This is a genomic window from Streptococcus sp. AS14 (assembly GCF_000286495.1).
Classification (GTDB): Bacteria; Bacillota; Bacilli; order Lactobacillales; family Streptococcaceae; genus Streptococcus; species Streptococcus sanguinis_P.
In genome coordinates, this window is sequence record NZ_ALKI01000012.1 from 249,567 (window position 1) to 267,461 (window position 17,895).

General features: G+C 44.6%; 16 protein-coding genes. 10 read left to right on the forward strand and 6 right to left on the reverse strand.

Features of this window, described 5'->3' with window-relative positions:
• Positions 1-101 precede the first annotated feature (101 nt).
• The 5 genes from HMPREF1150_RS05925 to pabB form a co-directional block, all read right to left on the reverse strand.
• The gene (locus HMPREF1150_RS05925) at positions 102-794 is read right to left on the reverse strand and encodes an ABC transporter permease (protein WP_009659766.1); all 693 of its coding nucleotides are present in this window, start codon (positions 792-794) and stop codon (positions 102-104) included.
• 37 nt (positions 795-831) lie between these two features.
• A complete protein-coding gene (locus HMPREF1150_RS05920) occupies positions 832-1,590 on the reverse strand; it encodes an ABC transporter permease (protein ID WP_009659678.1) in 759 nt (252 codons plus the stop codon).
• A 16-nt stretch (positions 1,591-1,606) separates the two neighbouring features.
• Positions 1,607-2,515, reverse strand: coding sequence for an ABC transporter ATP-binding protein (locus HMPREF1150_RS05915; protein ID WP_002932115.1), 909 nt, complete (start codon positions 2,513-2,515; stop codon positions 1,607-1,609).
• A 133-nt stretch (positions 2,516-2,648) separates the two neighbouring features.
• Complete coding sequence (locus tag HMPREF1150_RS05910; RefSeq protein WP_009659590.1) at positions 2,649-3,263, reverse strand: alpha/beta fold hydrolase; 615 nt, start codon at positions 3,261-3,263, stop codon at positions 2,649-2,651.
• 1 nt (position 3,264) lies between these two features.
• Positions 3,265-4,995, reverse strand: a complete 1,731-nt coding sequence (pabB, locus tag HMPREF1150_RS05905; protein ID WP_009659794.1) for an aminodeoxychorismate synthase component I — start codon at positions 4,993-4,995, stop codon at positions 3,265-3,267.
• A 132-nt stretch (positions 4,996-5,127) separates the two neighbouring features.
• Between pabB and HMPREF1150_RS05900 the strand changes: the two genes are divergently transcribed.
• The 10 genes from HMPREF1150_RS05900 (at position 5,128) to HMPREF1150_RS05855 (ending at position 16,755) form a co-directional block, all read left to right on the forward strand.
• Positions 5,128-5,499: a hypothetical protein gene (locus tag HMPREF1150_RS05900; RefSeq protein WP_009659755.1), complete on the forward strand. Its 372-nt coding sequence runs from the start codon at positions 5,128-5,130 to the stop codon at positions 5,497-5,499.
• A 78-nt stretch (positions 5,500-5,577) separates the two neighbouring features.
• Positions 5,578-6,678, forward strand: coding sequence for an AI-2E family transporter (locus tag HMPREF1150_RS05895; protein WP_009659711.1), 1,101 nt, complete (start codon positions 5,578-5,580; stop codon positions 6,676-6,678).
• Entirely contained in the window at positions 6,675-7,625 is a 951-nt protein-coding gene (locus tag HMPREF1150_RS05890) for a hypothetical protein (RefSeq protein WP_009659740.1), read from the forward strand. The genes HMPREF1150_RS05895 and HMPREF1150_RS05890 overlap by 4 nt, the downstream gene beginning before the upstream one ends.
• 241 nt (positions 7,626-7,866) lie before the next feature.
• Positions 7,867-10,119, forward strand: a complete 2,253-nt coding sequence (metE, locus tag HMPREF1150_RS05885; protein WP_009659636.1) for a 5-methyltetrahydropteroyltriglutamate--homocysteine S-methyltransferase — start codon at positions 7,867-7,869, stop codon at positions 10,117-10,119.
• Positions 10,120-10,256: 137 nt separating this feature from the next.
• The gene (gene metF / locus HMPREF1150_RS05880; RefSeq protein WP_009659656.1) at positions 10,257-11,135 is read left to right on the forward strand and encodes a methylenetetrahydrofolate reductase [NAD(P)H]; all 879 of its coding nucleotides are present in this window, start codon (positions 10,257-10,259) and stop codon (positions 11,133-11,135) included.
• Position 11,136: 1 nt separating this feature from the next.
• Entirely contained in the window at positions 11,137-12,081 is a 945-nt protein-coding gene (locus HMPREF1150_RS05875; protein WP_032905449.1) for an AraC family transcriptional regulator, read from the forward strand.
• 108 nt (positions 12,082-12,189) lie between these two features.
• Complete coding sequence (locus HMPREF1150_RS05870) at positions 12,190-14,427, forward strand: alpha-galactosidase (protein WP_009659827.1); 2,238 nt, start codon at positions 12,190-12,192, stop codon at positions 14,425-14,427.
• Between the two features lie 274 nt (positions 14,428-14,701).
• On the forward strand, positions 14,702-15,544 hold the full coding sequence (locus tag HMPREF1150_RS05865) for a Cof-type HAD-IIB family hydrolase (RefSeq protein ID WP_009659599.1): 843 nt from the start codon (positions 14,702-14,704) through the stop codon (positions 15,542-15,544).
• An 11-nt stretch (positions 15,545-15,555) separates the two neighbouring features.
• A complete protein-coding gene (locus tag HMPREF1150_RS05860; RefSeq protein WP_009659686.1) occupies positions 15,556-16,152 on the forward strand; it encodes a histidine phosphatase family protein in 597 nt (198 codons plus the stop codon).
• Positions 16,153-16,755 carry a histidine phosphatase family protein gene (locus HMPREF1150_RS05855; protein WP_009659673.1) on the forward strand — a complete coding sequence of 201 codons (603 nt, stop codon included), beginning with the start codon at positions 16,153-16,155 and terminating at the stop codon, positions 16,753-16,755.
• Between the two features lie 61 nt (positions 16,756-16,816).
• Here the strand turns inward: HMPREF1150_RS05855 and HMPREF1150_RS05850 are convergent, their stop codons facing one another.
• Positions 16,817-17,851 carry a DUF4839 domain-containing protein gene (locus tag HMPREF1150_RS05850; protein ID WP_009659602.1) on the reverse strand — a complete coding sequence of 345 codons (1,035 nt, stop codon included), beginning with the start codon at positions 17,849-17,851 and terminating at the stop codon, positions 16,817-16,819.
• Positions 17,852-17,895: the final 44 nt, after the last annotated feature.

The following is a 17,895-nucleotide window of genomic DNA, read 5'->3' on the forward strand; positions in this document are numbered from 1 at the left end:
CTAAATTTCAAATATTTCTCAAGAAATTCTAAAATATTTCTAAAGAAATGCAGAACAACCAAAAGCAATAAAAAAGCAGTCAAAGGGCTGACTGCTTAAATTTATAAGTCTCTGTGCTGAAAGGCTTGGTAACCACCTAAGAGAGAACCAGCTAAGATAAGGAATAAGAATAGTTCAGAATTTATCTGGGGGAAAACGATGACGAGGCTAGACTGAAGCATAATCAGGGCGAAAAAGACGAGATAGCTGGCTAGGGTGGAGCGGGTCAGGTAGAGAAGACAGGTAACTACGGAACTGCAGGTCATAATAAAGAGAAGGGAGCGAAAGAAAGACAAGGAAAAGCTCCAGAAAAAGTTCTTTGGCATAGTCCCAAGTCCATGGAAGAGGCTTCCAAAGATAAAGGCTACAGTAAAGGCTGTTACTAGTTGAAAGATGATAATTATGACAAGAAGAGCTATTTTGGATAAGTAAAATTCTTTCCGAGAAATCCCGCCAGCTAATATATTGTTGTATAGTTTTCTAGTCAGGTCACGACCTAACAGAAAGATAACGAGCACAAGGACAGTAATCATGACAAAGGGCAGGAAATCTTTAGCAAGCTCCCCGAGAGCTTCAAATCCTGTCCAACCTTGGATGACTATTTCTTCTGGATCAGAAGACGTAGAGATATAAAAATTAAAGTTTCTTTCACCAAGAGAGCTGATGAAAATGAGAAAAAAGAGTAGCCCTTCTATTAGCCAAAAAAGCTTGGAGCGGACAAGCTGGTATAGCTCCGCCTGAATGGTATGTAACATGAAATCTCCTCTGAATGATTAAGATTGTTCCTACTTTTTATAAATTTTTCTTTTTGAAAACCATCAGCCCGCCACCCATAAAGAGCAAGGTGACCGTTACCACTGTCAGGATAGCTTTGATAACAGCTCCGCTATCTGCTGCCATATCTGTGTTAAAACGCATGGTCAGATAGAGCAGCCATTCATTGTCAGGGTAAAAGATGAGGGGAATAGTCAGTAAGGTACCGCCAAGGAAATAGGTCAGAAAGCTAGATACAATCGAGTGGCTGGCATAGAGTATAAAAGAAATGATGGCAATCCATGCAACCGTGCTGAGAAATTGAATGAAGAGAGCAGCTCCCAACTGAGGCAAAAAAGAGCTGGGGGCGCTGCCAATTCCGTTGGACAGACTAGCGGTCACAAAGGAGATAGATAAAATCATCAGGAAGTGAAAGGCTGCGATGCTAACGCAGACAAAGAATTTAGAAAAATAATAGCTGAGCTTAGAGATGCCGTAGCTCAGACAGTTTTTATAAAGTTTCCGAGACAGGTCCACTCCAAGGACCATACCGATACCAATGATGGTGAAAAAGAGCAGCCCGTCTGTATTGCCTGCAAAATAGTCCAGAGCTTGAAGTCCGGTTAGTTTTCCTAGAGCTTGAGTAGCAGCCTTATTTCTGGAGATATTGGCTCCAAAATGAATATTTGCTTGGAAGAAAGTTGCTGAGAAAATCACACAGACTAATAAAAATTCAGTAATCCAAAAGCCTTTTGAACGCATGAGCCGGTATAAATCAGCTCGAATGAAATCCATCATGATAAGCCTCCCTTTGTCATTTGACCAAGTCTGTAAAGAAGTTTTCTAGGTTTTGTCGTGCATAGTAAATCTCCTGCACCGGTATATCTGCAGCCGCAAGTTCCTTGACAATCTTGCTAATCTCATGCGAATGGGTGAAGATATGAATCTCGTCAGAAGCATTGACCACCTTGATGCGATGCATGAGCTGGTCGTGAATCAGCCGGCTGGCTTCTTCTAACTGCGACGTTTTAAGCACGATATAGTCTTCGCTCTGTTCTTCAAACTCCGCCTTGGAAATCTCGCGAATCAATCGCCCTTCCTCGATAATGCCGAACCGAGTACCCACCAAGTAAAGTTCAGACAGGATATGGCTGGAGATGATAAAGGTCATGCCCAACTCCTCGTTGAGCCGCTGCACCAGCTGGCGGAATTCCTTGATGCCGACCGGATCCAGGCCGTTGATAGGCTCATCCAGTATCATCAGGTCAGGTCTAGTAAGCAGTGCAATAGCCAGACCCAGCCGCTGTTTCATCCCGAGTGAGAAGTCGCGGAATTTTTTCTTGCCGGTATCCGTCAAGTCTACATATTCCAAGGTTTCGCGAATGACCTTGTCCGCATGGGGAATATGGCGGAGCTTGCAGTAGTAGCTGAGATTTTCATAGGCTGTCAGGTGGTTGTGAGCAACCGGAGTTTCGATAACTGATCCGACCCGTTTGAGGCTCTGCGTCCATTCTTGATAGTTCTGAGAGCCGAAGAGGGAGACATTGCCACTGCTTGCTTCCAAGAGTTGGGTGATGACCTTGATCAGAGTGGTCTTTCCGGCCCCGTTCTTGCCAATCAAACCGTAAATATCTCCTTTTTTTATCGTCAGACTCACATCGGTCAGAGCGTACTGCCGGCCGAATTTTTTGCTGACTTGCTGTAAAACCAAAACATTTTCCATGATCAATTCTCCTTTTCATGATGTTAGGAGAGAAAACTCCCCTTCTTATTAACTAGTATAGCGCCAAACTTTCAAATATTTCTAAAGAATTTCTCAAATATTTCTAAAGTTTTTGGTTTGTCATGTAAAAGGGTCAGAACTCATCTAGGAATTTCTCTATTATTTGAGCAAATGCTTCGGGCGCTTGGCTATTCAGAGTATGGCCGCCCTTTTCTATAATGCAAAGCTGAGAATTTTTCAGCAGCTTGTTAAGTTTGTAGGCAGCTTTTAGATTGGGCTTGTCTTTGCTGCCGCAAACAAGCAGGCTGGGGCGCTTGATTTTCTTTACCTTATCAGTAAGATTTACCTTACGCAGTTCGGTCAAAATCCGTATCATCTGGTCCTTATCGGCTCCTTGCTTGGTGAAGACTCTTTTGGGAATCAGTTTAAAGACAAGAATCTGCAGTCTGTAGAGAAAATTATCTGCTAAATTGTATTGAGTCCCGGATAAAATCAAACCCTTCAGATGAGTAAGAGCTTGGTCAGCTAGGTCCAGTGCCAGCAAGCCACCGAGTGACAAACCGACTAAGATAAATGGCTGTTCTTGGGTCTGAAGGTGCTGGAGGGTTGCTTGTCGAATTTCTTGGTAGCTTTCATTTCCCCTTGGAAAAAGAGCTAGCGACTCCGTTGGGACATTGACTAGGGCTTCTTGAACTTTCTTCCAAGAACGCTCGTCTTGCCCTAGTCCGTGCAGAAAGATAACTTTCATATCAGAGCTCTCCTTTATCAATCTCCAGCTCGTACAGTCCCCTGACTGCATTGCAGGCGTAGATTTTCTCTGCTTGAGCCAGGTCAGCTAGCGTTAAAACTTTCTCAGTAGCCTGACCCTTATCCAGTAGCTGTTGGCGGTAGATACCCTTGAGCAGGCCTAGTTCAGCTGGAGGCGTGTAGAGCTTGCCGTCTAGCTCCAGCAGCAGATTGCCGATAGAGGTTTCCAGCAGCTTGCCTTGAGCATTGTAGTAAATCTGTTCTTGCTGCTCCAAGGTCAGATGTGGCCGATGACTGGTTTTGAAATAGGTAAAGGGCTGGGCTAGATTGGCTGTCTGCTCGACCAGTTTTGCCTTTCTGAAAGTATCCGTTAGTGGAAGTAGAGGAGTCGTTTCTAGTTCAATACTGCCGTCTTTTTTTAGAGCTATACGCAGCCTGTAATCCTGTTCTTTATTCAGCTGAGTGCAGGTTTCTTCTAGCTCTTGCTTCAGTTTGTCTTGGTCAAAAGGATAGGCGAAGTAGCCGGCTGCTTCTGTCAGTCTTTGCAGGTGCTGCTCTTGCCAGGTTAACTTTCTATTTGTCACTTTTCCTGTAGAAATCAGGTCGAATCGCGGATTCTTTCGATAGAGGACGGCAGATTTTTGCTGGGTTTCGATGTATTCAGATTTCCAGGTGCTGTCCCAAGTGATGCCGCCACCAACGCCATAGATGGCTTTCCTTCCCTCCAGCTGAATGGTGCGGATGGCGACGTTAAAAATCCGTCTCTGGTCTGGTAGGCAGATGCCGACTGTACCGCAGTAGACCCCGCGGGCAGCTTTTTCTGTCGCCTTGATGATCGCCATGGTCGAAATCTTAGGAGCGCCTGTGATGGATCCGCAAGGAAAGAGCGCCTTGAAAAGCTCTGCCAGCCCAATTCCCTCATGCAGCTGACTTTTGATGGTAGAGGTCATCTGCCAGACTGTAGAGTATTGTTCGACGCTGCAGAGCCGCTCAACGTGCTCGCTGCCAGTCTGTGAGATACGATTCATGTCATTACGCAGCAAATCGACAATCATCATATTTTCAGCTCGGTTTTTGGCATCCTGGGCCAACCAAGCAGCCTGCTCTCTATCCTGCTCTAAGGTCAGTCCCCGATTGGTCGTGCCTTTCATCGGACGAGTTGTCAGTTGACCTAGGTGCTCCTCGAAAAAGAGCTCAGGGCTGATGGACAAGATGGCAGTCTCGTCATGCTCTACATAGGCATTGTAGGCGGCATTTTGCTCGACGACCAGACGGTTGTAAATAGCCAAACTGTCCTCAGGATTGAGCTCTGCGCTGAGCTGCACCGTATAGTTGACCTGATAGGTATCGCCCTGCCGGATATGATGATGAATAGTTTCGATGGCTTTTTCATACTCTTGCTCAGAAGTCAGGCTCTGCCAAGCTGCGGGCATTTCTACTTCCTCATAGGTCAAGGGAATGGAATCCTGCTCAGCCTTATCGTGGATAGTAAAGTAGAGGAGGTATTCCTTCTGGAGCGGAGCTGGATGAACCTGGAATTTCTCCTCAAAAGCTGGAGCCGCTTCATAGCTGACATAACCGACAGCATAGTATCCTTTCTCCTGCCAGCCCTCAATCTCTGCCAAAAGTTCCTCCACTTGGTCAAGACGGCGAGTCTTTAGCTCCTTGATGGGATTCGTAAAAATCAGGCGTTGGCCCAATTGCTTAAAATCAATAATCGTTTTCTTGTGCATAAAGTTATTTTATCATAAGATAATTTGAATGAAAACGGATTTATCGGATGTGACAATCATTCTTTTATAATGGTTGACAGATTAGAAAGTAGCTAGGTATACTATGTTTAAAAAAGAAAGAATGAGATTGCTATGAAATCAAATAAATTGTTATTAGTAAATGGAATTACTGGAATTTTAGGAGGCCTCATCATCCTTTACGCTTCTTCTCAGAGATGGCACTGGGAAATAGTTGCTTTAGTTCCCAAAATGGTCGAAAAGTCTGACTGGGGCGTCCTGATCATACTGATCAGCTTGCTGTTTCTTTGTCTTTCCCTAGCTGGAATGGCTCATTATAGTGAAGAGCCAAGAGTCAATAAGATGAGCCATAAGCTTCTCTTTTTCGCCTTTCTTGCAGGAATCATTCCATTTTTGGGGAACTTGGCTGGCGTTCTAGCTATCATATCGGGGATTTTTTATCTTCAAGATGTACCCAAATTCAAGAGCGATGACAAAGCTGACTAACCCATGCTTCCTCCTGCTCGAAAGCCCTTGAAAATTATGATAAAATAAGGAAATGACAAAACCTTAAAAGGAAGCCTTATGAAAAAAATAAATGAATCTTATAAACTAATCGTCTTTGCGGCGCTTGCTCTGGCTCTGGTTCTCTATATCGGGAACATCTGGTCTGGCCTGCAGAGTCTGACTTCGGTTTTTTCACCCATTATATTGGGTGGAGTCCTAGCCTTTATCTTTAATGTCCCGATGAAAAAGCTGGAAGACTTCTTGGATAAATGCCGAGTCCCACAAAAATTGCAGCGCGGTTTGGCATTAATTTTAGAGGTGCTGATTTTAGCTCTCATTATGACAGGGATTGTTTCCATCGTCGTGCCGACTCTGACCACAGCGGTCAATCAGCTGAGCGCAACAATCGGCAAGGTAGCACCTCAGGTAGCCAAGTGGCTGCAGCAGTCTGGCTTGCTTTCCTCTAGCCAGCTGAAAGATTTGACCAAGCAGCTGCAAAACAGCGACATTGTTAACCGAGCTATCTCTCTTCTGGGCAGCCTGACGGGCAATATCTCTGCCATTTTTGGCAATTTCTTCTCTGTCATCATGTCTATCTTTCTTATGTTTGCTTTCTTGAGCAGCAAGGAGCATTTGCAGACAATCACTAGCCGTCTCTTGCAGGTTCTGCTTCCTGAGAAAGCTGTCAAACGCCTATCCTATGTCGGTTCTGTCATTGTTGAGACCTATGATAAGTTCCTGATGGGGCAGATGATAGAGGCAGTTATTGTCGGTGTTTTAGTCTTTATCGCCTACTCTCTGACAGGCCTGCCTTATGCAGCATTGACAGGAGTTTTGGCTGGAGTGCTCTCTTTCATTCCCTATATCGGTCCTTTTTCAGCTTGTGCTCTGGGAGCTATCTTTATCTTTACCGATAGCCCTTGGAAAGCTCTTCTTTCAATCGCAGTCTTTCAGGGAGTGCAGCTGATTGAGGGCAATGTCATCTATCCGCGCGTGGTAGGTCAGTCCGTTGGTCTCCCAACTCTCTTTACCCTAGCCGCGGCCCTGATTGGAGGTAATCTCTTTGGCTTGGTCGGCATGATTTTCTTCACTCCTATCTTCGCAGTTATTTACCGCTTAGTTAGAGAGTTTGTTGTGGAGAAGGAGGAGAAAAAAGCTGAAGGGAGTGCAAGTAGATGAAGAAAAAAATAATTATTCTCAGCTCGCTTCTATTGACTATCTTGCTTGTTAGTTTTTATTTCACTATTTATAGAAAATCAACGGAGAATGAATCTCAGAAGATAACATATAAGAGTAATTCGCACTCAAAAGTAAGACGTTCAGAGATTCAAATCCTTGGAGATAAAAAACAATATATTCTTGCTCCAAGTAATATAAAGGTTGGTAAAAACTATGCCATCACTTATGAAAAAAAGGAAGCATTAATAAAAGATACAAAAAAAGGTTTTCTAAAAGCTCACTTTCAGCTAAAAGACGAATATTATAATCTCATTCTTTATAATTTAGAAGATGAGAAACTGCCAGAACGAAAGATTGATCTCTATAAGGTTGTGCGAAAATATAATAATAAAAGCATCCCTATTTTTAATAATTTCGGCGGCTCCTTTTATCTAGGAAATACCCATTACTTCGAGTTAAGGATCGAGAATTTATCAGATGAGGAGCATCCAACTTTTAAAGATGTGTATTTAAATATAGAAACTGAACAAATAGAAGAACTATCAGAAGATACAAAGTTTACCATGGATTCTGATATCTATAATACGGCAAAAGCAACAAATTTTTCGGAAGTTATAGATTCTAAGGGCTATATGAATCCTTCGAATCAAATAGCAAAATTCACACTTGACGGGAGGGTTCAAGATGTGAACATCAATCTTTACAGCCTGTACCCAGATTTAGAGTCTAAGCTGATTAAAGAGGATTGGGCGCTTTATGTTAGGACGGATAAGGTTACACCAGATGAGTGGTTTGATACTCTTCTTTATTGGTTTGCGACCAAGGGAGAAGATGTCTTGCCAGTTTATGGCTACAATGATGATTCATCTGTATCTGATACTCAGATTCATAATAGTCAAGAAGCAAAAGCATGGTTGGAGCAGCATCCAGCGCTACAGAAACATTAAACAATCGAATAATCAAAAACCAACGAGAGTTTATTCTCACTGGTTTTTCTTTTTTCAAGGCCATAACTTCTACCTATAGCAAACAATAATTTTAGTCAATGGTGTTGCTATAATGGGGATTTTGAATTGGTTGATGAGGTTGGTTATAGTTTTAGACTATATCAAACTCTGGGAAATTCCAATTATACAGAGGGGAGATTTTCTGATAAGATAAAATCAAGAAAAATTTTGGAGGACGTTTATGTCAACGACTATCATTGGTTTCCCACGTTTGGGTGAATTCCGCGAATTAAAATTTACAACTGAAAAATACTTTAGACATGAAATCTCAGCAGAAGAGCTTCTGGCTGCGGCCAAAGAGCTGCGCGCTAAGCACTGGAATATTGTTAAGGAAAAAGGAATTTCAGAGATTCCGTCAAATGACTTTTCTCACTATGACAATGTGCTGGATGCAGCCTTTCTCTTTGACGTGGTGCCGTCATCTGTGCAAGGCTTGGATTTGACTGACTTGGAGCGGTACTTTGCCTTGGCTCGTGGCTATCAGGGCGAAAAAGGGGATGTCCGTGCTCTTCCGATGAAGAAATGGTTTAACACTAACTACCACTATATCGTTCCTAAATTTGAAAAAGAAACCAAAGTCAAACTGGCTGGGCATAAGATTTTTGATGAATTTGCAGAAGCTAAAGAGTTGGGCTTGGTAACCCGTCCAGTTGTGGTTGGCCCATTCACTCTCCTGCAAGTATCTGACTTTGAAGACGGTGTGGCTCCGGCTGACTTTGTAGATGGCCTAGCTGCAGCTTATCAAGAAGTTTTTGCAAAATTAGCAGAGCTGGGCGCAGAGCGTATCCAGCTGGATGAGCCAAGTCTGGTCAAAGACCTGTCAGCAGAAGAAAAAGCTCTCTTCTTGGACCTTTATAAGAAGCTTTTGGCAGACAAGAAAGGCTTGGAAGTCTTGGTTCAAACCTACTTTGGTGACGTTCGTGACATCTATGCAGACCTTGTAGACTTGCCAGTAGATGCGATTGGTTTGGACTTTGTCGAAGGCAAGAAAACACTTGAACTTGTCAAAGGTGGTTTCCCAGCTGATAAGACTCTTTATGCAGGGATTGTCAATGGTAAAAACATCTGGCGCAATAACTACGAAAAGAGCTTGGCGGTTCTTGAGCAAATCCCAGCTGAAAACATTGTGTTGACAAGCTCATGTTCACTGCTCCATGTGCCATTTACAACGGCTAATGAAGAATTTGAACCAGCAATCTTGAACCACTTTGCCTTTGCGGTGGAAAAATTGGATGAAATCCGTGACTTGGATGCTATCCGCAATGGCGGTGGTGCAGAAGCACTTGCTGCCAACAAAGAACTCTTTGCGACTGAACGTATTGGTGAAAATGCAGAACTTCGTGCGCGCATCGCTGGTTTGACTGACGCAGACTACACTCGTTTGCCAGCCTTTGCAGAGCGTGAGGAAATCCAGCACAAGACGCTCAATCTGCCACCGTTGCCAACTACCACGATTGGTTCTTTCCCTCAAACTAAGGAAGTCCGTGCTAAACGTTTGGCCTTCCGCAAGGGTGAATTGTCAGCAGAAGACTATGACAAGTTCTTGGCTGAGCAAATTGACGAATGGATCAAGTGGCAAGAAGAAGTTGGATTTGACGTGCTGGTGCACGGTGAGTTCGAGCGTAATGACATGGTTGAGTACTTCGGTCAAAACCTGTCAGGTTACCTCTTCTCTAAGAACGGTTGGGTACAATCATATGGTATGCGTGGGGTGAAACCACCAATCATCTGGGGTGATGTGACTCGTCTCAACCCAATCACTGTCAAATGGTCTAGCTACGCACAAAGCCGTACTGACAAACCTGTTAAAGGTATGTTGACTGGACCTGTTACCATCCTCAACTGGTCATTCCCGCGTGAAGACATCTCTATCAAGGATTCTACCCTTCAAATCGCTCTTGCTATCAAGGATGAAGTTCTTGACCTTGAAGCTGCAGGCGTGAAGATTATCCAAATCGACGAAGCTGCTCTTCGTGAGAAATTACCACTCCGTCGTAGCGACTGGTACGAAGACTACCTTGACTGGGCGATTCCAGCCTTTCGCTTGGTACACTCTACAGTAGCGCCAGATACGCAAATCCACACTCACATGTGTTACTCAGAATTTACAGATATCATCCCAGCTATCGACAACATGGATGCGGACGTGATTTCCTTTGAAGCTAGCCGCTCTAACTTGGAAATCCTGGATGAGCTCAAGGCTAAGAACTTCCAGACAGAAGTGGGGCCTGGAGTTTATGATATCCACTCACCGCGCGTGCCAAATGAAGGGGAAATTGACCATACCATCGAAGCTATCTTGGCTAAGGTGCCAAGCAGCAAGGTCTGGATCAACCCTGACTGTGGTCTTAAAACTCGTGGTATCCCAGAAACCAAGGCTAGCCTGGTGCGCTTAGTAGAAGCAGCCAAAGCAGCTAGACAACACTTGAAATAATCCTCCTCGAACCTCAACAGTTGATCTTGATGGAGGAACATACTAAAACTGAAGCAGAGCTGACAATCCTGCAGGAGCTATTCTTCTAGGATTGTCCTCGGCTATCACTACCATCATTGAAAGGAACTTTTTGTTATATGGTTCGTCGTCACACACCCAGTCTCTCATTTGAAGTATTTCCTCCCAATCCGGCAGTAGGCAATGATAAGATTTTTCAGGCATTGAGAGAGATGCAAGATTTGGCTCCTCACTTTATCAGTGTGACAGCCAGCAATAATAAGTTTGACATTGAGGAGACGACGGTTCGTTTGACTGAGTTCATCGCCAACGAACTCCAGATTCCGACGATTGCTCACCTACCCGCGGTTTATCTGACCAAGGAGATGGTGTCCAATATTTTGCAGTCTCTAGATCGGGTTGGTGTCCATCAGATTTTAGCTTTGCGAGGGGATATTTTTCCAGATGTGGCGCCTAAGGATGATTTTACCTATGCGACTGACTTGATAGAATACATCAAGACAGAAGCACCGCACTTTGACATCATCGGAGCCTGCTATCCGGAGGGCCATCCGGATTCGCCAAATCAGATTTCGGATATTCAAAATCTGAAGAAAAAGGTGGATGCTGGCTGTTCTAGTCTGGTGACCCAGCTTTTCTTTGATAATGAGCGCTTTTATGATTTTCAGGACAAGTGTATTTTAGCTGGTATTGAAGTGCCTATCCATGCTGGGATTATGCCGATTCTCAACCGCAATCAGGCTCTGCGCCTGCTCAAGACCTGTGAGAATATCAAGCTGCCAAGAAAATTCCGGGCTATTCTGGATAAGTACGAACATGACCCAGAGTCTCTGAGAGCAGCTGGTCTGGCTTATGCTGTGGACCAAATTGTTGACTTGGTGACCCAAGATGTAGCGGGCATACACCTTTACACTATGAATAACGCTGCAACAGCCTACCATATCTATAAGGCTACCCATGCCCTCTTCAATCATAACCCATCCGTTCAATCTTTTTAAGATGAATGAAGAAACCACTAATCAGATTCATTTGCTGATTAGTGGTTTTTGTTTTATAATAAGGATAAAAATCTTATCCAAATCTAAGGAGGAGTTGATGGAGCATTCGCTGACCTTGGTTAAGTCTATGCAGTTTGGGCAAGAAGATTGTTTTTTTGCCTTCTGCGGTTATTCAAAAACGGAAGCCCATCATAGCTTTGGGCCGGCTGTTCGGGATGTTTATGTCATTCACATCGTACTGAAGGGACGGGGGACTTACTCCGTGGGCAATCAGCGCTATGATTTGCAGGAAGGGCAGGGCTTTGTGGTGCCGCCAGGTCAATCGGTCTTTTATCAGGCTGACAGGGAAGAGCCTTGGTCTTATGTCTGGATGGGACTGGGTGGGCGTCTCTTGCCTCGCTATCTGCAGGATCTGGGCTTACAGTCTGGCCAATGGTCTTTTGAGCTGACTTCTTTGCAGGAATTTAAGGCCTTGGTCTTTGAAAGTATGGCCTATGAGGGCAGCGGAATAACAGCTGAACTGGCTCTGCAAAGGCAAGTTTATCGCTTCTTAGAGCTCTTGTCCCAGCGTATCAAGCAGGCATCCTTAATCACGGAAAGCCGTCGAGTCAATCCTTATGTCCAGCAGGTTTTGGAATTGCTGAGCAGTCATCTGCCAGAAAATTTATCTGTGCAGGCGTTGGCGCAGAAATTGGCGCTGCACCCTTCCTACCTATCTCGGCTTTTCAAGGATGAAGTAGGCAAGGGGATCAAGGAGTACAGTAATGATTTGCGGCTCAATATGGCAGCTGATTTGCTGACGAGCAGCCAGTTTTCGGTGGAAGAGATTGCCAATAAGACGGGCTTTGCCGGAACACAGAGCTTTTCAAAAGCCTTCAAGAAGGCACGTGGCCAGTCGCCCTTGAACTTTCGCAAGGCTAGCTCTCATCTGGGGCAGGAGCTGTAAAAAGTCACATTTGGATAAATAATACTAGAAAGAAAGGCTTACCAAAAGGGGGAGCCTTTTTTATAATGAAAGGAGAAGTATGATTGCAGACAGCGAAAGGAGAAGGACATGAATAAGGCGAGTGTTTTGTTTAACGAAGAGTGCAGGCAATTTCATCTGACTAATGGTGATGTTTCTTATATCTTCCAGGTTTCGGAGGATGGTAAACTCTTGCAACTTTACTATGGTGCGGCGGTACCGGAGCGGGATTATTCTTATCTGGTGGAGCTGCATCATCGGCCCATGACAACCTATCGGAAAGAAGGAGATTTACGCTATTCTTTGGAGCATGTGCGGCAGGAATTTCCAGAATACGGCACGACAGATTTTCGCCATCCCGCTATCTGTCTGCGGCAGGAAAATGGCTCGCGTATTACTGACTTTGTCTATGTCAGTCATCAGACAGTAGATGGTAAGCCAGCTTTAGAGGGGCTGCCCGCTACTTATACAGAGGCTCAAACGGAGGCTAAGACTCTTATTCTAACTCTGCGAGATGCATTGACAGAAGTGGAAGTTCAGCTGTTTTATACGATTTTTGCTGATTGGCCGGTTATCGCTCGCTCCAGCAAAGTGATCAATCAAGGCAAGGAAACTTGCTATTTGGAATCTCTAACTAGTCTGTCGCTGGATCTGCCAGATGCTGACTATGACTGGTTGCAGCTATCAGGAGCATGGGCCCGGGAACGCCATATCAAGGAGCGCCCGCTTCAGCAGGGGATTCAGTCTATTGAGTCAACCCGCGGCATTTCCAGTCCTCACCATAATCCCTTTGTAGCTCTTAAGCGACCGGAAACGACGGAATTTTCAGGTCCAGTGCTAGGAGCGGCCTTGGTGTACTCAGGTAATTTTCTCATTCAGGCTGAGGTGGACACCTATGATGTGACTCGGCTGCAGATAGGCATCAATCCTTTCGGTTTTGAGTGGAAGCTGGCTGCGGGCCAGTCCTTTACCAGTCCAGAAGCTCTGCTGGTATATTCTGAGCAGGGCCTCAATGGCATGAGTCAAGTCTTTCATCAGCTATTTCGTCGACGTCTAGCTAGGGGCTACTGGCGCGAGCGAGTGCGTCCTGTTCTCATCAATAACTGGGAAGCTACCTATTTTGACTTTAGTGAGGATCAGCTGCTGGAGCTTGCTGAAAAGGCTCAGGAAGTAGGGGTGGAGCTCTTTGTGTTAGATGATGGCTGGTTTGGCCAGCGGACTAACGATCGTGCTGGGCTGGGTGATTGGTTTGTCAATCCAGAAAGGCTGCCGCAGGGGCTGGGCTCGCTAGCAGAGCGAATTCACGGTTTAGGCATGAAGTTTGGTCTTTGGTTTGAGCCGGAAATGGTCAATAAGGACAGCCAACTCTACCGAACTCATCCTGACTGGCTGTTGGCAGTGCCAGATAGACAGCCCCACCATGGTCGGAACCAGTTTGTTTTGGACTATTCTCGGTCGGAAGTAGTGGATGAGATTTTTGAGCGTCTATCGGCGGTTATCGAGGAAGCACAGCTGGATTATATCAAATGGGATATGAATCGCCCTCTGACGGATGTCTTCTCAGCTGCCTGGCCAGCTGATCAGCAAGGAGAGATTTTTCACCGCTATGTCTTGGGTGTTTATGACTTGTATGAGCGTTTGATTAGTCGCTATCCGAGATTGTTATTTGAGTCCTGCTCTTCGGGTGGAGGCCGCTTTGATCCAGGTATGCTCTACTATGCTCCGCAAGCTTGGACCAGCGATGACTCGGATGCGATTGAGCGTTTGAAAATCCAGTATGGAACCAGTCTTCTCTATCCGCTTTCATCCATGGGAGCCCATGTCTCCATCGTGCCCAATCACCAGACCAATCGTCTGACTCCGTTGAAGACGCGGGGGAATGTCGCCTTTTTCGGTTCCTTTGGCTATGAGCTGGACCTTAATCAGCTAAGTCCAGAAGAATTGGCTGAAGTCAGGGAACAGATAGCTTTTTACAAGCACCATCGAGAGCTGATTCATAATGGAACTTTTTATCGACTGCAGTCGCCATTTAAGGGAGATGGGCAGACAGCTTGGATGGTTGTCAGTCAGGATCAGAATACTGCACTTTTAGGCACTTTCAAGGTCCTCAATCAAGTCAATCGCTCTCATCAGTGCTTGCAACTGAAAGGACTGGCTGCGGATAAGGTCTATCGGCTAGAGGGGTGTGCCTATACGGGGGCTGAGCTTATGCGAGTTGGACTGGTCACCACGGACGCTTCCAGCGGTCAGCTTTTAGAGGATTCTGAGCAAAAGTCAAGCTATGACTTTGATTCCAAACTCTGGCTGTTTGAAGCAGAAGATGAGTAGATAAGCTGGGAAATAAAAAGAACAGAAGGAACAAGCTGATTAAAAGCTGTCCTTCTTGTTTTTTTCTCTGAGAGAGTAGGATAGTACCATTATCTATAATAATTCTATAGGAAAAGGCTTTCAAAAAGGTATATAATAGAGTGAAGCTTTTATAAAATAGAGCTGGGTCAGAATAGGAGAATTTGTAAAAATTGAAGAAAGCATTTGCTAGCTTGGATTATTAGAAGAAAGCATTTGGCAAATGCGAGGAAGAAGATGAGGAAGAGGGGGATTTATGACGAGAAAAATCATCTTTCTGGATGTGGATGGAACCATCATCGACTATGATAATCATATACCGGAGTCTGCTGTTGTCGCCATTCGCAAGGCACGAGAAAAGGGCCATCTGGTCTATGTCTGCACCGGCCGCAGCAAGGCTGAGATGCCGCCGGAAATTTGGGATATTGGCTTTGATGGCATGATTGGGGGCAACGGCTCCTATGTGGAGCATGAGGGGGAGGTTATTCTGCACCAGCTGATTCCTCAAGAGGTTGCTAGACGGCTAGTCGACTGGCTTCAGGAGCGGAGGCTAGAGTTTTACCTAGAGAGTAATAACGGCCTCTTTGCAAGCAGGGGCTTCCGTGAAGCAGCACGACCAGTGCTTCAGACCTACGTCCTTGGAAAAGGTGTTAATCCAGAAAAAGTAGTAAATATGGAGGCAGAAGAAGCACTTCATGGCCTGGTTTATGGTGGGGAGCTCTACCGAGACGACCTGAACAAAGTCAGCTTTATTCTCAGAAGCTACCAAGACCATCTGGACTCTAAGGCAGCTTTTCCTGAGCTTAAGGCGGGTACTTGGGGAGGTAAGGGCGAGCATGCTCTCTTTGGTGACTTGGGAGCCAAAGGTATTACCAAGGCGCATGCTATTGAGGTTCTGCTGAAGCATCTGAATGCTGATAAGGCGGATACTATGGCTTTCGGTGATGCCAAGGTTGATATTCCTATGCTGGACTATTGTCAGGTCGCGGTCGCTATGGGAAATGGCGGAGCGGAAATCAAGGCCATGGCAGATCTGGTGACAGACTCGGTCAGCCAAGACGGTCTCTACAAGGCCTTTGAAAAGTTAGAACTCATCTAAAGGAGATGTGAATGATGGCAAAAACTCTTTATCTGATGCGGCATGGCCAGACGCTTTTTAATCTGCGCCATAAGGTGCAGGGCTGGTGTGATGCTCCTCTGACTGATTTTGGCATCTATCAGGCCAAGGTGGCAGGGAAATATTTTAAGGATGCCGGTATTGCATTTGATGATGCTTATAGCTCTACTCAAGAGCGGGCCTGTGATACCTTGGAATTGGTAACGGACGGTAAGATTCCCTATAAGCGTGTCAAGGGACTCAAGGAGTGGAACTTTGGCACTTTTGAAGGGGAAAGCGAGGATCTTAATCCACCCCTGCCCTATGGAGATTTCTTTGTGACCTATGGCGGTGAATCGCAGGACCAGGTCAGGGAGCGCATGGCTGCGACCGTTCTCAAGCTCATGCAAGAGACAGATGGCCAGTCCGTGCTCATGGTTTCTCATGGTGCAGCTATGGCTAATTTTGCTAGGGCTTGGCAGAAAAATTGGCGTCTGGAAAGTCTAGGTCGCATGACCAATTGCGGTATTTTGAAGTTTACTTTTGAACATGACCAATTTTACCTAGAAGAAGTGATTGGTCACGATTTTAGCAGCTGGAAGGAAAAATAAATGAAAGATTTATACTTGATGCGGCACGGTCAGACTTTTTTCAATCAAGAAGGCTTGGTACAGGGAGCTTGCGACTCTCCTTTGACAGAACTGGGGCAGAATCAAGCCCGGCAGGCAGGAGCTTATTTGAAAGAGCTGGGTATTCGTTTTGGTCAGCTATACTCCTCCACCCAGGAGCGAGCTTCTGATACTTTAGAACTTGTCTCCGGTCGGACCGACTATACTCGCCTTAAAGGCATTAAAGAATGGAACTTTGGCCTTTTTGAAGCCCAGCCCGAACACCTGCAGCCGAAATTTCGACCAGGAGCCACCTCTTTTGAAGACCTTTTTGTCCCTTATGGTGGAGAAGGTGTGGACCAAGTCGGTGAGCGCATGCTGGTCACTCTGACTGAGGTCATGGAGCAGGCAGGAGCAGAGCCAGTCTTGGCCGTCAGCCACGGCGGTGCCATGTGGGCCTTCTATCTCAAGATTGCAGCCCAAGCTCTGGATCCTAAGGTGCGCTTTGGCAACTGCGTCATCTGTCATTATCATTATGAGCAGGGACACTTTAAGCTGGCAGAAGTCATTGACCCGCTGACGGGTAGTGTGTATGAGTGTGAATAAAAAAACTGGTTTCTTATAAAGAAACCAGTTTTTTTATTCTATAAAGATAAAGCTAGTTATTTTATCGTTTTGTTACCTCAACTGGTTCAAGAATCAAAAGCTCTCCTTTAGTAAACTCTCTCATGCTAGCTTTTATGTGCATATTTTGTCCAATGCCAACGCCATCTCCACCGAAATTTTTAAATACTGAGGTCGGAGCAACATCATTAAATTGAAAAGCTGGGCCAGGAGTAGCAAGATCAGGTCCAGGATAATCACCTGCATAAATTAGAATATCATAGCGAGTTTTATAATTAGCATGGGGATTAAAATAGGCGATATAACCATTAAACTCTACTATTTTTCCTTTGTATTTTTGAACGAAAGAAGAAATTGCCGTTGGATCTTCAGTTTGTAAGATAGCAGCAAATTCTGGACTGTTTTCAGGAGTAATAGTTTGTGGTTCAGTTTTTTTTGATGATTCAGATGAGCTTGAGGAAGATTCGGAAGAGCTAGAAGATGATTTGGTATCAATTGAAGAGGAACTGGAATTTTCCTTTTTTTTATTAACTTCTTGATTCTTTTCCTCTTTTTTAAAAGTGTGATAGGTGACTGTAATATGAGCATTTTTAGGAAGTTTTTCTCCCTTTTGAAACTCCGTCTTGCCTTGAATAGAGACACTTTCAATTTGTCCGTCTTTTATAATCCAGCCGTTGATAAGATCTTCAATTTTCTCAGTTTTCACATTTGTAAAACCAGTATCCTCTAGTTGACTGACAATCACTTTATAATTTTTTTGATTAATGTTTTCTGACTCTATTGGTAAAGAAAGTTCGTTAGAATCCTCTTTAGAAGACGAAAAAATACCAATACAAACAAATGCAAATATTGCAATTGTTACTCCAACAATCATAAAAATTTTCTGATACTTTTTATTCAGAATTTCTTTTTCAGTAAGTGGCCTAATATCTACTATAGCTTCACTAGCAAATAAACCAAAGACTCCAGTATTCCCTTGATGTTTAACTTCGATTTTAACTTTATTTTTATCAAGTGCTAAATCTTTTAAACCTTTTTCAATTGCGTCCTCAGTTGTTTTTCCTTTATATATAGTCATAATATCTCCCACCTTTTTCAATTTAAATTTATATAAATCTCTGA

Excerpts from the sequence above, each read along its gene's own strand:
- HMPREF1150_RS05920 (WP_009659678.1), bottom strand. The coding sequence starts at position 1,590 with ATGATGGATTTCATTCGAGCTGATTTATACCGGCTCATGCGTTCAAAA.
- pabB (WP_009659794.1), bottom strand. The coding sequence starts at position 4,995 with ATGCACAAGAAAACGATTATTGATTTTAAGCAATTGGGCCAACGCCTG.
- HMPREF1150_RS05895 (WP_009659711.1), top strand. The coding sequence starts at position 5,578 with ATGAAAAAAATAAATGAATCTTATAAACTAATCGTCTTTGCGGCGCTT.
- HMPREF1150_RS05860 (WP_009659686.1), top strand. The coding sequence starts at position 15,556 with ATGATGGCAAAAACTCTTTATCTGATGCGGCATGGCCAGACGCTTTTT.
- HMPREF1150_RS05875 (WP_032905449.1), top strand. The coding sequence starts at position 11,137 with ATGAATGAAGAAACCACTAATCAGATTCATTTGCTGATTAGTGGTTTT.
- HMPREF1150_RS05855 (WP_009659673.1), top strand. The coding sequence starts at position 16,153 with ATGAAAGATTTATACTTGATGCGGCACGGTCAGACTTTTTTCAATCAA.
- HMPREF1150_RS05900 (WP_009659755.1), top strand. The coding sequence starts at position 5,128 with ATGAAATCAAATAAATTGTTATTAGTAAATGGAATTACTGGAATTTTA.
- metE (WP_009659636.1), top strand. The coding sequence starts at position 7,867 with ATGTCAACGACTATCATTGGTTTCCCACGTTTGGGTGAATTCCGCGAA.
- HMPREF1150_RS05850 (WP_009659602.1), bottom strand. The coding sequence starts at position 17,851 with ATGACTATATATAAAGGAAAAACAACTGAGGACGCAATTGAAAAAGGT.
- HMPREF1150_RS05925 (WP_009659766.1), bottom strand. The coding sequence starts at position 794 with ATGTTACATACCATTCAGGCGGAGCTATACCAGCTTGTCCGCTCCAAG.
- HMPREF1150_RS05865 (WP_009659599.1), top strand. The coding sequence starts at position 14,702 with ATGACGAGAAAAATCATCTTTCTGGATGTGGATGGAACCATCATCGAC.
- HMPREF1150_RS05910 (WP_009659590.1), bottom strand. The coding sequence starts at position 3,263 with ATGAAAGTTATCTTTCTGCACGGACTAGGGCAAGACGAGCGTTCTTGG.
- HMPREF1150_RS05870 (WP_009659827.1), top strand. The coding sequence starts at position 12,190 with ATGAATAAGGCGAGTGTTTTGTTTAACGAAGAGTGCAGGCAATTTCAT.
- HMPREF1150_RS05915 (WP_002932115.1), bottom strand. The coding sequence starts at position 2,515 with ATGGAAAATGTTTTGGTTTTACAGCAAGTCAGCAAAAAATTCGGCCGG.
- HMPREF1150_RS05890 (WP_009659740.1), top strand. The coding sequence starts at position 6,675 with ATGAAGAAAAAAATAATTATTCTCAGCTCGCTTCTATTGACTATCTTG.
- metF (WP_009659656.1), top strand. The coding sequence starts at position 10,257 with ATGGTTCGTCGTCACACACCCAGTCTCTCATTTGAAGTATTTCCTCCC.